Source organism: Ruminococcus flavefaciens ATCC 19208 (assembly GCF_000518765.1).
Taxonomy (GTDB): Bacteria; Bacillota; Clostridia; order Oscillospirales; family Ruminococcaceae; genus Ruminococcus; species Ruminococcus flavefaciens.
Window position 1 is genome coordinate 497,446 of record NZ_KI912489.1, and the last position, 14,305, is coordinate 511,750.

General features: G+C 40.6%; 13 protein-coding genes. 5 read left to right on the top strand and 8 right to left on the bottom strand.

Annotation, left to right across the window (positions count from 1 at the left end; translation table 11 throughout):
- Position 1: 1 nt before the first annotated feature.
- From L870_RS0109030 to L870_RS0109040, 3 genes are read right to left on the bottom strand one after another with little or no spacing between them, the layout of a single operon-like run.
- The gene (locus L870_RS0109030; protein ID WP_028517882.1) at positions 2-667 is read right to left on the bottom strand and encodes a response regulator transcription factor; all 666 of its coding nucleotides are present in this window, start codon (positions 665-667) and stop codon (positions 2-4) included.
- 1 nt (position 668) lies between these two features.
- On the bottom strand, positions 669-1,430 hold the full coding sequence (locus L870_RS0109035; protein WP_028517883.1) for an ABC transporter ATP-binding protein: 762 nt from the start codon (positions 1,428-1,430) through the stop codon (positions 669-671).
- Between the two features lie 16 nt (positions 1,431-1,446).
- Positions 1,447-3,816, bottom strand: a complete 2,370-nt coding sequence (locus L870_RS0109040) for an ABC transporter permease (RefSeq protein WP_028517884.1) — start codon at positions 3,814-3,816, stop codon at positions 1,447-1,449.
- A gap of 274 nt (positions 3,817-4,090) precedes the next feature.
- Between L870_RS0109040 and L870_RS0109045 the strand changes: the two genes are divergently transcribed.
- The 3 genes from L870_RS0109045 to L870_RS0109055 all read left to right on the top strand — a co-directional run bounded on the left by L870_RS0109045 (position 4,091) and on the right by L870_RS0109055 (position 8,249).
- A complete protein-coding gene (locus L870_RS0109045) occupies positions 4,091-6,364 on the top strand; it encodes a dockerin type I repeat-containing protein (protein WP_155250167.1) in 2,274 nt (757 codons plus the stop codon).
- A gap of 22 nt (positions 6,365-6,386) precedes the next feature.
- On the top strand, positions 6,387-6,659 hold the full coding sequence (locus tag L870_RS0109050; protein WP_028517886.1) for a hypothetical protein: 273 nt from the start codon (positions 6,387-6,389) through the stop codon (positions 6,657-6,659).
- Positions 6,660-6,869: 210 nt separating this feature from the next.
- A complete protein-coding gene (locus L870_RS0109055; protein WP_028517887.1) occupies positions 6,870-8,249 on the top strand; it encodes a leucine-rich repeat protein in 1,380 nt (459 codons plus the stop codon).
- Positions 8,250-8,299: 50 nt separating this feature from the next.
- Here L870_RS0109055 and L870_RS0109060 read toward each other — a convergent pair whose 3' ends face one another.
- From L870_RS0109060 to L870_RS0109070, 3 genes are read right to left on the bottom strand one after another with little or no spacing between them, the layout of a single operon-like run.
- A complete protein-coding gene (locus L870_RS0109060) occupies positions 8,300-9,016 on the bottom strand; it encodes an ABC transporter permease (protein ID WP_028517888.1) in 717 nt (238 codons plus the stop codon).
- Complete coding sequence (locus L870_RS0109065; RefSeq protein ID WP_028517889.1) at positions 9,017-9,805, bottom strand: hypothetical protein; 789 nt, start codon at positions 9,803-9,805, stop codon at positions 9,017-9,019.
- On the bottom strand, positions 9,805-10,518 hold the full coding sequence (locus tag L870_RS0109070; RefSeq protein ID WP_028517890.1) for an ABC transporter ATP-binding protein: 714 nt from the start codon (positions 10,516-10,518) through the stop codon (positions 9,805-9,807). Before L870_RS0109070 ends, L870_RS0109065 begins: the two co-directional genes overlap by 1 nt.
- A gap of 176 nt (positions 10,519-10,694) precedes the next feature.
- Between L870_RS0109070 and L870_RS0109075 the strand changes: the two genes are divergently transcribed.
- Positions 10,695-11,141: a LytTR family DNA-binding domain-containing protein gene (locus tag L870_RS0109075; protein WP_028517891.1), complete on the top strand. Its 447-nt coding sequence runs from the start codon at positions 10,695-10,697 to the stop codon at positions 11,139-11,141.
- A gap of 220 nt (positions 11,142-11,361) precedes the next feature.
- Entirely contained in the window at positions 11,362-11,757 is a 396-nt protein-coding gene (locus L870_RS0109080) for a hypothetical protein (RefSeq protein WP_155250168.1), read from the top strand.
- 52 nt (positions 11,758-11,809) lie between these two features.
- Here L870_RS0109080 and L870_RS0109085 read toward each other — a convergent pair whose 3' ends face one another.
- The gene (locus tag L870_RS0109085; RefSeq protein ID WP_028517893.1) at positions 11,810-14,050 is read right to left on the bottom strand and encodes a lasso peptide biosynthesis B2 protein; all 2,241 of its coding nucleotides are present in this window, start codon (positions 14,048-14,050) and stop codon (positions 11,810-11,812) included.
- Positions 14,050-14,304, bottom strand: a complete 255-nt coding sequence (locus L870_RS0109090) for a PqqD family protein (protein ID WP_028517894.1) — start codon at positions 14,302-14,304, stop codon at positions 14,050-14,052. The genes L870_RS0109085 and L870_RS0109090 overlap by 1 nt, the downstream gene beginning before the upstream one ends.
- Between the last annotated feature and the right edge of the window lies 1 nt (position 14,305).

A 14,305-nucleotide genomic window follows, 5' to 3' on the forward strand; every position in this document is an offset into this window, starting at 1 on the left:
GTCAGCCCTCCCAGCGATAGCCCTTGCCCCATACGGTAAGTATCTTCTTGGGCTCTTTCGGGTCTTCCTCTATCTTTTGTCTCAGCCATTTGATATGTACAGTAAGGGTCTGAGGTTCGGATTCGCTGTCCGAGCCCCATATCCTGTTGAATATGAAATCCTTGTTGAGAGTCTGTCCCTTGTTTGCAATGAGCAGGTGAAGGAGCTCGAACTCCTTTGCAGTCATATTAACAGGGACTTCGCCCTTTTCCGCAGTACCTTCCGCAAGGTCAAGGGTGATATCGCCGTCCGTAAGCTTGTCGATAGCAAGTCTGCGCCTGAAAATGCCCTTTATCTTGGCTATAAGGATATCTATATCGTAAGGCTTTTCGATATAGTCGTCAGCTCCGAGAAGTATGCCGTTGAGCTTGTCCTCCTTGTCTGTTCTTGCGGTAAGAATGATTATGGGAGTATTATCCTTTTCTCTTATTCGCTTGCATACGGCAAAGCCGTCCATTTCGGGAAGCATTATATCAAGCAGGACAAGCCTTGCCCCGTATTTTTCAAACAGGGACAAGGCTTTTTCAGCTGAATGAGCTGTGCTTACTGTATAATTTTCCAAACGCAGGAATTCGCAGAGCAGATCGCAAAGCTCTTTATTATCCTCCACGATAAGTATATCTACCATTTTACCAACCCATTTCCTGAAGCCAGTTATTGAGACCGCGTTCACGTTCATGCAGTGAAAGTGCTCTGTTTATATTATACTCTCCCTTGATATTTCCGTCAACTATGAAAAGTACCCTTGAACACTTTGCAGCTACCTTTGCATCGTGAGTTACCAGCATTACGGTAGTACCGTTATCGTTGAGCTTTGTAAGCTCGTTCATTACCTCATCTGAGGCAGTACGGTTGAGAGCGCCTGTTGGCTCATCGGCGAATATCATATCGGGGTCGTTTATCATGCTGCGGCATATGCAGGCTCTCTGGAGCTGACCGCCCGATACCTCGTTGATATCGTTATCACCGATCTCGCTTATGCCAAGCTTGTGCATGAGCTCCTTGCCGCGCTTTGTGATGTCCCTGCGGTTCTCCTTGTTCTTTCTGGACTTTACGGCAGGCAGGATAATATTGTCGATGATAGAGAGATTTTTCATCATATACATCTGCTGGAAAATAAATCCCATATCATCAAGGCGCATTTCCGCAAGATCGTTCTCGCTCATATCGGCAAGGTTTTTGCCGCAGAAATTTACGCTGCCTGCGGTCATTTTATCCATGCCCGACACTGTGTAAAGCAGAGTTGATTTGCCCGAACCCGACGGACCCATGACAGCTACCATTTCCCCCTTATCAATATGGAAGCTGACATTTCTCAGAACATTGTTCTGCCTTTTGTTTATGATGTATGTTTTGCAGAGGTCCTTTACATCAAGAATAGTTGTATTCATAACTCATATCTCCTTTTTATTCAATATCGGAAGTATCCGAAGCCTTTATGGTTTTCATGTAAAGAGCTGTTATGAAAGCTCCTGCTATTGTGGATATAATAACTATCATCGGATATACAGCGTATATCTCAACAGGCTTTAGGTTGTAATCCACGCCGTTCAATGCACCCATTATACTGAACACGGGATCGATGCAAAGCTTTGTCACAGGCAGGCTGAGTACAGCGGAAATTACCGAAGCTGCAATGGCAACTATAACAAATCTGAGGGTGTGCTGAGTGATCACAGAGCGTGTATTGAAGCCCATAGCCTTCATAAGTGCGATCTCGGGCTTTTCCTTTGAGATGAGCGAACGCTCCATAAGTACGGATATCATTATGATTATTATAGCAGTTATTACGATAACAAGAAGCTTTACGCTGTTTAAGGTGTTCGTTACATCTTTGCCTATACAAGCACTTACAAATCCGTCAGAATCATCAACGTATTTGGTGTTGAATATATCCTTCATTTTTTCGATGCGTTTTTCTGTCTCTGCATTATCTGGGTGGTCGTCAAAGTCTATCTGGAAGCCCATTACGTTTTTGACAGCACTTTCGGGAATATATGCGTTTTCGCAGAATCTTCCTGTTTCGCCGAGCTGTACCATGCTCTGGAAAAATGCCGAGACAATATATTCTTTTGTTTCACCATCAAGAGTGATATTTACCTTGTCGCCGATGCCGACGTCTACTTTGTCGGCAAGCTGTTTTGTGAGAGCTATCTCGTTCTCGTATTTCGGAGCATATCCCTCGGAGTATGTGTAATCCGATGCCTTTGTGTCCTTGCAGTACATGAATGCAGCTGTTGCTTTTTTGCCGTTAGCTTCCATCAGCGGGAAGAGAAGCGTTTCTGAATGAACTTTTCCCGGCATATTGTTTTCTGCAAGCTTATCTTCTATTTCGTTTTCGAGCTCGCTGTATGTACTCTCACCTGTCATGAGCCTTGATATCATTTCCGTATCGGTTATATATGCATCACTTGGAGTAGCGCACAGTGTAGGCATAAGCTTTTCACTTCCAAGTGTATTTGCTGTGTTTGCAAGGCTCATTATAAGCAGCAGACATACAGTAAATATAGATGTCATTATGCAGAACTGCTTAGGACTGCTGAATACATCGTTTACTGCAAGGAAGCCTGTAGTGCCCAGCTTTGACTTTTCAAGACGGAATACCCCCTTTTTCCTGAATCTTTCTCCTGTCTGACCGCTTCTTACTGCGTCTATAGGTGAGAGCTTCTTTATCTTTTTTGTACAGCTCCAGCAGAAGAGAAGGATTATTGCGATAACTGCAAGGCTGCATATGATACCTACAAGAATGGGATTACCGTTTGCAAGCACCATATTGTCGCTGACCTTTTTAAGGAGCATATTTCCGAAAGGCAGGCTGAGCGCAAAACCGATAACTGCGCCGATGACTGCGATGCCGAAATATTTTACAAGGTACAGACCGCGGACGGAATTGTTTCTCAGTCCGAGCGCCTTCATTACGCCTATTTCGCGGAAATCCTCGTTTATGGTGAAGCTTATGGTAAATCTCAGAGTTACGAATGAGACTATCAGCAGGCAGATGCTTACTATGAGAAGCAGTCCTGCTACGATACTGTTCATGATGTATGAAGTTCTGACGAGAGTCTGATCTTTATTGAACTGTACGTTTGGCAGGTCTGAAAGGTCAGAGGCAAGTGCCTTCTTATCATAGCCGTTGATGTAAAATATCTGCGCCTGATTGTTTTCGGAAGCCTTTTCGTCTGCGGCTATTTTTGCGTAATCGCTGCTGTTCATAAGTATACGGGAATTGCCCATCATTTCCGAACCGAGGAAAGCGTCCTTTGCAATGCCTGCATATGAAAATGTCAGCTGGGTATTGCCTATTTTTACATCGAATTTGTCACCGATCTCAAGATTTGAACTGCTTGCAAGAGTGCTTGTAAAGTAAGCCGTTCCTTCTTTTACTTCTGTAATGATCTCATTATCACTGTTGAAGTAATTGATCTGCGCATTATCAATTGAAAGAGCAAGGAAAGTGCTTGACTGTTCTATAAGCTTTTTTCCGTTTCGGGTAACGCCCTTGTCATCAAAGAAAAACTGATCCTCTCTGCGGAAATCCTTTACCGAGGATTTCTGTGCTATCATATCAGCTATCTCGTCACCGTTGTCGCTGACGTTGATGATGAAGTGGTCGCTCAGGTTTGCTTTTTCAAAATAATTGTCAAGACCGTTTATTACCGACATTATGTTGTTGACACTGCTTGCGGCAAACATGGTCGCAAGTATGACAAACATCAGAAGTATGACATTCATGGTCTTTTTTCTTTTAAGATCTCTCTTTAGTATTCTCAGATACATATTAACCCCTCGCTTTCTGTGATTATATCTTAGCATGGGAATTATTAAATAATCCTTAAATGGATATTTCATCGGAAATAACGTGTTTTTATTCGTTTGCCTATAATGATTGTACCATTAATGCTTAATAAATTCAAGTGGGACTCATGCCGCAGCTGCGTTGTTTTACAAATATGTGAACAATGGCTGAAATGCTTGATTTCACGGAGGAACCGTGTTATAATGTGGACAGGCAGAGATGTTCTGCAAATCTGAAGAATGGCAGGTGAACACAATGAAGTTAAAAAGATCAGCGGCGGCTTTTATCGCAGCTGCAACAGCGGTTATCCCGTTTTCATCAGGCAATGTATCATTATCCGCACCTTTAAGTGCAGCTGCTGAGGAACAGACTGTAAAAGCTGCACTTCCCCAATGGATACCGAGCGATTTTGGTACGGCACTGGAATTTCGCAATACCTACGGCGCTACTCATATTCAGGACGGTTTTGTCTGCATCGTATTCAGCGAAAAGGCTGGCAAGGTATCCGAAGATGATATCCCACGTTATGATATCAGGACTACAGAAGGCATTATGAAGGAACTGAAGCGTACAGTATACTCTTCTTCCGACAGCGATACATGGTATGAAGTCGCTGTATATTCCGAGCCGCAGAAACAGGGAAAATTTGAAGCTGCGCTCGTTGATACATGGCTGAAATCATCGGAGCTTGATCTCGGCTACAATCACGCTGTGGCTTATTATTCCTTTGATATTGATGAAGGTAAAAACATCACGGAGACTGATATTTACAGCTGGCTTCCTGACTGTATAACGGAATACAAGGACTATAAGAACAAAAACGGTTCTGTATCCGCAAAGGACGAATTCGTTGTGTTCTGCCTTGATTATTCAGCAGGAACGCCCTACAAATGGCTGGAAGCCGGTGATAATTCGTCAAACTTGCGGCATTACCGCACGGAGGATTGCAGCAGGAAAACAGCCGTGACGCTTGACGGCGGAAGTATAAACGAATTACAGGTATACAAGGCTGAAAAGGACGGCAGTGCAAAGATAGTCTATAACTATGCTCCGTCCTATGATTACGGAGAGGTCGAAGTTGAAAAAACTCTTATTGCCGATTGTACTGTAACTGACGGTGCAAAGAAAGTGACCCTCAATGATTCATATGTAAACGAGGCTGACTTTTCAGTCTCTCAGTACAGTATTTATTCAGGCGACCTTACCGTTTCATCATACAGTATCTATAATAAATTTGCGGAGTCAAAGTCGGCTGTCATTACATCTAAAGATGAGCTCAAAGCCTTCCTTAAAACTTATCTTAATGAGAAGCCGCTTGATAAGTTCGTTTCTCAGTACAGCGACAGCTTTTTCGAGAATAATGTGCTGATGCTGAATACCTACCTCGACCCGTATCAGGGACGTATCTTCAAGCACGGACTGAAAGGCGTACAGTATAAGGACGGCAAGCTCGTTATAGATTTTACTTCCGTTATCAATGCACAGCGTATGAGAACATCATGTTTCGATATATTGAAGCTTACAGTTCCGAAAGAGGAATACAAGGAAGCAGATGCTGTATGGCAGAATGAAGAGATACTGAATTACGATCTCAAACGCATCAGCGTTATCGACGAGGATACGGGCGAGCCTATAGAAATACCCTACGGAACGGTATTGGAGCTTTTCGGCAACACCATGAAGTATATTGAAGGCAGCAATCCATATTACTGGGACGTTATAACCTCAGAGTGGGAGAAGCTTGATATAAATGAGGAGTATCTGCCTTACGGTTATGAGCTTTCAAAGACAGATCCGAAAGAGGTAAAGAATTACGGAAACAATACCGCGGATATCATATTCAAAGTAAAGAAAAAAGAACCCGTTAAGGTGAAGTATACAGTAGATAAGATATCAACTATCACGCAAGGACTTTTTGTGGAAGAGGCGTTCGGTGGCTTTAAGCCTGTGGCTGTATCTTCAAAGAATGAGCTTACGGAATATCTGTCGCATTATATTACCGAAGAATATCAGAAAAAGCTGTTTTCAGAGTATGACGATGATTTCTTTAAGGAGAATGTTCTGCTGTTTAACTTTATGATAGACTCTACTGCATCCCGCAAAATTGAACTGAATGATACCGTATTCTCAAAGGATAATATTTCCGTTTATTATACCGCTCCTTCAACGGATTTCGGTATCTGCAACACCGATTACCTCTGGGCATTGCAGGTGACTGTACCGAAGAGCGGCTACAGCGGTCAGAAGATCGAGTGGAAATGTATGGGCGATGCAAACGGCGACGGCAGCTTTGGCATAGCCGATATTGTAACATTGCAGAAATGGCTCGCTGCTTCGTCAGATACCGAGCTTTCGGACTTGAAGGCAGTTGATATATGCGAGGACGATGTCATTGATGTATTTGACCTTGTATCTATGAGAAAGAAGCTTATTGAAGTGCATCAGCTCGATAAGCCTGTAACATACGGTATCGAAGCACAGTATGTACGTACCAACGGTTATGTTGACGGAGCTGAAAGAATATATTGAGTCTCACAAGGACAAATATTATATGAAGTCAGCCGAATTCAATGATGCTGTTGAGAAATACAACGATAACTGGTTCAATTCCCACAAGCTTATGATAGTTCTGCTTGAGGAATCCAGCGGCTCTGTAAGCCACGGTGTTACTTCGGTAACAAACAGATCCGTAACAATCAACCGTACTGTACCGGAAGTCGGTACGTGTGATATGGCTGAATGGCATATCTTTATTGAATATCCAGAAACTGCAAATATAAGTGATAACTTCAGCGTTGAATTTACAAACACTTATCTCAGATAATATAAAAATACAGCAGGTGCTCCTGGGTTACAGGGAGTACCTGCTGTTTATACACTTACCGTTCAGTAATAAAGCTGTTTACAGTAAGCAAGAAAAGACTTGATTATGTATGAAAAAAATTGTAGTATGAGTATATCAGTATATTTCCCATGAGATCTGAAAATATACAAAATCTGATATGCTAATAAATAATAAGGGTGGAGTAGTTTTATGAAAATGAAGAAAGCAATTCCTTTTATAATGTCTCTGGCTATTGTCGGTTCATGCTGTATGTTCAATAATACCGTTAATGACAGATGCTCAGCAATTACAGCAGTTACGATCGTTGAACAGGGAACATATGAGGTTGACGAAAACACATCATTTGAGTATAAAGTAACAGAAAATGATGATACATATATCGGCAGGTATACAGGAACTGCCACAGAAGTTGTGATACCTTCCGAGATCAACGGCAAAAAAGTTACAGGAATATCAGGCAATTCATTCTATAATCGCGCTGATGTAACTTCGATCACTATACCTGACGGTATCACAAAAATCTCAATGTCGGCTTTTGAGAAATGTACAGGCTTAACGTCCATAACAATTCCCGAGGGCGTTGAAGAGATATCACACAGCCTTTTCATGGATTGCAGCAGCTTAAAATCAGTTACACTGCCTGACAGCATCAAGTACATTGATTATGAAGCTTTTAAAAACTGTACTGCATTGGAATCCATCAATATTCCTGACGGTCTGGAGTATGTTATGCCCGATGCGTTTACAAATACCAAGTGGTACGACGATCAGCCTGACGGAATGATATTACTCGGAAAGACAGTATATAAATATAAAGGAACAATGCCTGACAACACATCAATAGTTATTCCTGACGGTATCAAGTGTATCGGCGGCGATGCTTTTTTAGGCTGTACTGGTATGACCTCTGTAACTATCCCTGATAGTGTTGGTTTAATTGAAAACAGAGCTTTTTCAGGCTGCACCGGTCTCACCTCTGTGACTATCCCTGACTCTGTTTTGGAAATGGGACATGATATTTTTGAGGACTGCACAGGGCTGACTTCTGTAAAACTTCCTGAAGGTATCAAATATTTTGCTTACGGAACTTTAAAAGGCTGTACAGGCTTGACTTCTGTAACTCTTCCGAGCAGTCTGCTTGCAGTTGGTCTGGAAACTTTTGAAGGCTGTACAGGTCTGACATCAATAACAATCCCTGATAATGTTACTGATATTTTGGATAATGCCTTTAAGGACTGTACTGATATGACTAAAATAGTCATTCCCAAAAACGTATCATATATCCATGAAAGTGTATTTTCGGGCTGTACTAACCTGACTATCTATGGATATAAGGGTTCAGAAGCTGAAAAACATGCTAAAGATAATAACATCAAATTCGTTGCGCTTGATGCGGAAACAACACAGCAGGCAACTAAAACCACAGCAAAAGCTGCGACCACAACAAAGGCTGCAACCGCCAAAAGCAACTCTCCTCAGACAGGAGACAAGGGCAGTGCGGGAATTATTACAGCAGGCTTTGCTGCATCAGCATTATCAATCATTTCATTCAAAAAGAGAAAGAAGTAAAAATACAGAAAGTCCCTGCATTTGCAGGGACTTATTGTTTTTATATCTGTTTATCTGACATATCTTCTGTTAAATACAAGAAATGCTATCATCAATAATGCTGCGCCCCATAGAGCCTGAACAGCTGTACCTTCATTTATTGCAAGATACTGGGGGACTCTTACTACAAAGAACGAATTCATTGTAGATAAAACAGGAAGATATTTCATTTCGGAACTGTACTGGAGCAGTAAATTTCCCAGTCCAAGGACAAGTGATACCATTATTGCCATTGAAACGATCATAGAACGTGTAAGTATTACAAGTGCACTCGTTATAATAACTATTTCAAGTGTTGATAAATAGTCCGGCAGAAGGAGGCTCAGAGCCTCACCGATACCTAAGTTTTCGCTTGATGACATTGCTATGGCTGCTAATGAAAAAATGGTGTTAGCCAATAACAGGATCACTGACCATGTTAATATGCATAATAATTTTGCTGTAAGGAACATACCCCTTTTTGGAGTACTCAGTAAACTGGTTCTTAATGCTGATTTTTGATATTCATATCCAAAGTACAGTGCAGTTAATACAGCATAGCCTGCCTGACCAAGATAAAAGCCTTCTATCAGTTTGCTCTTGGTCAGCGTAACGCCTGTTCCGCCCGTATATGAATCAAGGGTTATTGCCATTACGGGAACAAACACAAGCAAACCAAGCATTACTATTACATTCCATTTCTGATATAAAAACTTCTTTTGTTCACATTTATAATACTGAAGCAGCATTTAATATTCTCCTTGCAGGTCGATTTTGCGGAATAAAATATAGCCTGCGGAAACGAAGAACAGCGTCCAGCAAAGCAGGCATATTATATTTTTCATCGGCATTCCCGAAAGTACACTTTCAGAGGTTGGGATAAGTCCGTTTGAAAGTGATACAGGCAGGTATTTGCACACTTCAAATTTCTCTGCAAGCATATTTCCAACATTATATGCCTGTATGATAAGGAAAAGAAGCGGCACTACCGCTGTTCGGCACAGGAATGCGATAGCGTATGATAATACAGTCAGAAGCGTCAGTGATACCGTTGAGAACAGTATGAATTTCCATACCGTAGCGTTAAACACAAGCGGCTTCAGTCCCTGATCACCGAAAGTAAAGTGTGTGATTGTAATTGTAAGTGTAGTTGATATAAGAGAAATGAAAAATGATATGATTGTTACTGCCAGTGATTTTGATACAAAAAGATTTCTTTTGCTTCCGAAGGAAAGAAGGGAGGTTCTCAGGCTGTGCAGCTTGAATTCTGATGCACCGAATAAAGCACCGAGAACTATCATCGGGATAGTTGCAAACATTACTACATCAAAGCCCATGTATTCTAAAGGAGGCATAGGCTCTGCAAGCTGATTGGTTTCGGTTGGTACTGCATCGAGTCCGACGGAAAGTGTCTGTTTTGCAGATATATATGCCAGCATACTTTGTGCTGCTATTACGAGCAGTGTGACTATTTTGCATACCTTTGTATAGCAGAGCTTCAGCAGCTCGCTGTACAGATTATTCACAAAGTTTTTCATCAGCAGTTCCCCTCATCTGTAAGATTGAAGAACAGGTCTTCAAGTGAAGAGATATCCTTCATTACGGTATCGAGTGTTCCTTTGGTTACGATCTTTCCATGATTGATTATAACTACATCATTGGTAACAGCTTCGACCTCTGAAAGCATATGAGATGAAAGCAGTACGGTCTTTCCGTCCTTTGCCTGCTTCTTTACAAATTCTCTGAACCATCTTATACCATTCGGGTCAAGTCCGTTGGTAGGTTCATCAAATATAAGAAACTGCGGATCACCTATAAGTGCAGCGGCTATGCCAAGTCGCTGTCCTTCACCGAGAGAAAGGCTTCCCACCTGAGAAGATGCCTTATGGGATATTCCTGTTATTTCCATTACCTCATCAATTCTCTTTTTAGGGATACCATTGCTTACGGATATGATGCGAAGATGCTGATATACAGTTCTGTCGTTAGGCGAGCCGACGCCATCGAATGATGCACCTATTTTTTTCAGCGGTTCATTCCATTTTGCATAGTTCTGCCCGCCTATAAATGCTGTTCCGCTGTCTGCGCTGTCGAGTCCGAGAAGAATTCTGAGAGTTGTGCTCTTACCCGCACCGTTTGGTCCGAGAAAAGCTGTTATCCTGCCTTTCTGTGCTTCAAAAGAAACATCCTTCAGGATTTCCTTGTTTCCGTATTTCTTGTTCACATTGCTGATCTTGATTGATTGTTCCATATAACTCAGCTCCTTTCTTTTTTATATTATAATAATTATAGGCATGAAATACAACACGTTTTTCATAACTTACAGGTATACGAACATACCTTGCATGATATTGATTATAAATTACATTGACTTTCATTTTTTCATATGCTATAATTGATGGTGCAGTTACTTTAGGAAGTGATGATTTGAAAATAAAACTTATTGTAAATCCTGAACACTATGAAGCTATATCTGATGAACTAAACAGACTTGGAATAGAAATAAGCGATAATGCAGATCTTATTCTGACCGAACGAAATGCAAGCATTTCCTATCTGATAGGTAAAAGAAATGAAGAGATATATCGTTTGAAAACATCTGATATATCTCATATAGAGAGTTTCGCTCACGAAGTTATAGCATATACCGATGAAGGCGAATTCAGAATAAATGAACGATTGAAAACACTTTCCGGACTTCTTGATCCTGAGATATTTATTCGTATAAGTAATTCCGTAATAATATCAACCGAGCATATAAAAAGTATAAAGCCCGGCTTTACTCAAAAGTTTATCGTTACCATGCAAAACGGGGCGGTTGTTGATGTTACAAGGACATACTACTATTTTTTCAAAGAATTTTTAGGAATATGAGGTCGTATATATGAAATTGTTTTATTCATTGATATTACTGCTTATAATATCAGTTATATTTGCTGTTGTTTTAACATTTGTTTATATTATATTATATAATAATTATTTATCTAAACGCGTAAAAAACGGTATCAAGACAAAAGACGGCGGCAGACGTCATGTTGAGCCTTTCAATTTTTTTCTCATATGCTTTTTTGTGATTTTGATATTATCATGTCTGGTGTTATCGGTCAATAACGATAAAAAACTAAATGCACCTGAATCGCCGGGATTTGAAATATGTGCCGATAACAGCTATGCGGACAGTTTTTCATGCAGCAGTGAGCTGCCCGGATATACACGTTACGAAAAGGTCGTTGATGATATAAGCTGCGTGTATTATATCAACAATAATAAAAACAGTGCTTTTCCGGCAATGTATCTTTATATCGGATACAAAGGAAAATACAGCTTTACATATTATTCTGATGAAACAAAAAAAGCGTCTTCTTCCGATATTTCCATATCGGGTGAAAACGCAGGGTGGTATGCACTGAATGATATGCCTGACAGTGATAAGCTGTTTCTCGATATCAAAACAGGTTCCGCAAGTAATACAATTGAGATAAAGCTATAAACAAACAGACACATGACCGCGAAGGATCATGTGTCTGTTTTGTTTTATATGGTTAAGAAACAAGCATTTGTTCTTTGGCAAGTTCATAATACAGAGGAACAGTTTTGATAAGTTCATCGTGATTTCCTTTTCCGACTATTCTTCCGTGTTCCAATACGTAGATATTATCTGCATTCATTGTTGTTGATAATCTGTGGGCTACCATAATGATGGTTTTTGTTCCGCGCAGCTCTTCTACAACATCTTTGATTATGCGTTCATTGATACTGTCGAGATTTGATGTAAGCTCATCGAGTATGATAATATCAGTATCCGACAGTAATGCTCTTGCCATAGCGAGTCTCTGCTTTTCACCGCCTGAAAGACCTGTACCGTTTTCATCAATAACAGAATACAAACCTTTCGAGCGATTAGTTACGAGATATGAAAGATTAACTTTTTCAAGAGCTTCCATGCACTTTTCTTCTGTTACGTTATTATTGCCGACTTTAAGGTTGTCGTATATAGTACCGCTGAGTAAAGGTGCATTCTGCTCAATATACGTGATCTTGCTTCTGAGCTCTTCTCTTGACATGGTGTGGTAGTCTTTGCCGTATACACAGATAGTTCCGTTGTTAAGCTCATAAAATCGCTCTATAAGCTGAAGGACTGTACTTTTTCCTGCGCCCGAAGGTCCGACGATAGCCACACATTCACCATTATTTATCGAGAACGATACATCTCTCAGAATTACATTTTCGTCAAATTCCTCTGTTTCCTGTCCGAGAACGTGCTGAACATAAGAGAATGTTACATTGTTGAAAGTGATCGCATGATCGTCTGTTTCTTTTTTATTATCAATTATGATATCAAACTGGTCTTCAAGAGGCATACTGCTGATCTCCTTGATGCGCTTCAATGAACCGACAGAATCAGCGAGTGTGGAGATCGTTGAGAAGATCTGCTGGAAAGGGGATATAGCTATGTAAAGCAGCAGGACAAATGATGTAAGATCACCTACAGACATCTCTCCTTTTGATACACGCCATCCGCCGATGCCGATAACTGCCATTCCGCATAACTGGAGGCCGAGGTTTGAGACAGGTGTCATAAATGCCTGATACTTTGCAAGCTTCAGGCTGAGAGACTTGACATTTTCAGCCTCATCAACTGTTTTTTTCAATTCATTCTTGGTCTCGTTTGTTGAACGTATAGTTCTTATACCACGCAGTGACTGACCTAATTTGCCGCTGAGCTTACCCATACCTTTCTGAGCTTCATAACTTGCTTTCTGAATGATGACGGACATTAATGCTATCAGCACAAAAGAAACAAAAATAGATATTATAGTTACAAGGAACAAAGTAAAGTCTTTTAAAAGCAATCCTATTGATGCTCCTATAGCAAGAAGCAATCCGCTTGACAAAGCAACGGTTGACTGAATGATACCTGCTCTTAATTTAGAGGTATCACCTGTCAGTCTGCTTATCAGATCACCTGATGACCATTTGGAATAATTAGCTATCGGTAATTGAAGAATATGGCTGATAAGGTCTTTACGTGAACGGAAAACAGCCTCTTCACTTATTATCTGAAGGAGATAATACTGCAGGGTTGTTATAATTGTTGAACCTAATATAACTCCGATGAGTATACCGATCTTTGAAGAAATATTTGTATCTGTATTTACATTGTTTATGATGTCGGATACAAGATCAGGCTGTATCAACGTAAAGATTGATGCAATAACACCGAGGATCATAACGATCAGGAAATACTTCTTTTTGTCTGATACCAGTGCAAACAGATCGCGTATCTTTACATGGATCTCTTTGTTATTTTCAATTTCTTCAGGTTTCTTTTCGTTTTCTTCCATTTCCATTCCTTTCGGTACTTCCGTTTCGTCAGGGGTCTTTATAACCTTAACGAAAGAGTCTACTTCCTTAGGTTCACCGGCAGGTCTTCCGTAGACTTCGATCCATGCGTGAGCTCTGAACGGGTCCATGCAGTAGCCTGTACACCAGCTTACTCTTTTTCCCTGCAAAGCAAGAAGTACTGTTGCAGCAATTGATCTTTTCAGACATCTGTCCTGATTACGGCATTTTTTGCTGACATAGCAAATAGCTCCTCTTGCGGTTTCGGCTTGCGTTAAAGTGGCAAGAGGCTTTTTCTTAGTAATAGCTGTCAGTATTTTTTCAATCCTTTTAGGTGAAAACAGTATGAGCGGAGCAGATATCAGCAAAGCAAAAGCTGCTAAAAATTTGAGTTTGAATCCTACATGGATATATTTTTCCTTTGTAAGCTGAAGATCCATTATGCAATACCTGCCTTTTTAAGAGAATCTAAAAACTCATTTACGTCAGTTTCAGCCTGAGTTCTGTCAATATTGAAATTTTCTGCAACTGCATCTGTTATTTCTGCTGAATTTTTGCCGCCGCTAAGCTGCTGTAATATAAAAGTGCCGACATTATTTGTCTGGAAATAAACACCGTGTGTCTTGTCAAATACAATAGCACCGTTTTCCTGTTCTGTTATTTTTAATTCAATTTTTCTTTTGAATAATCCCATA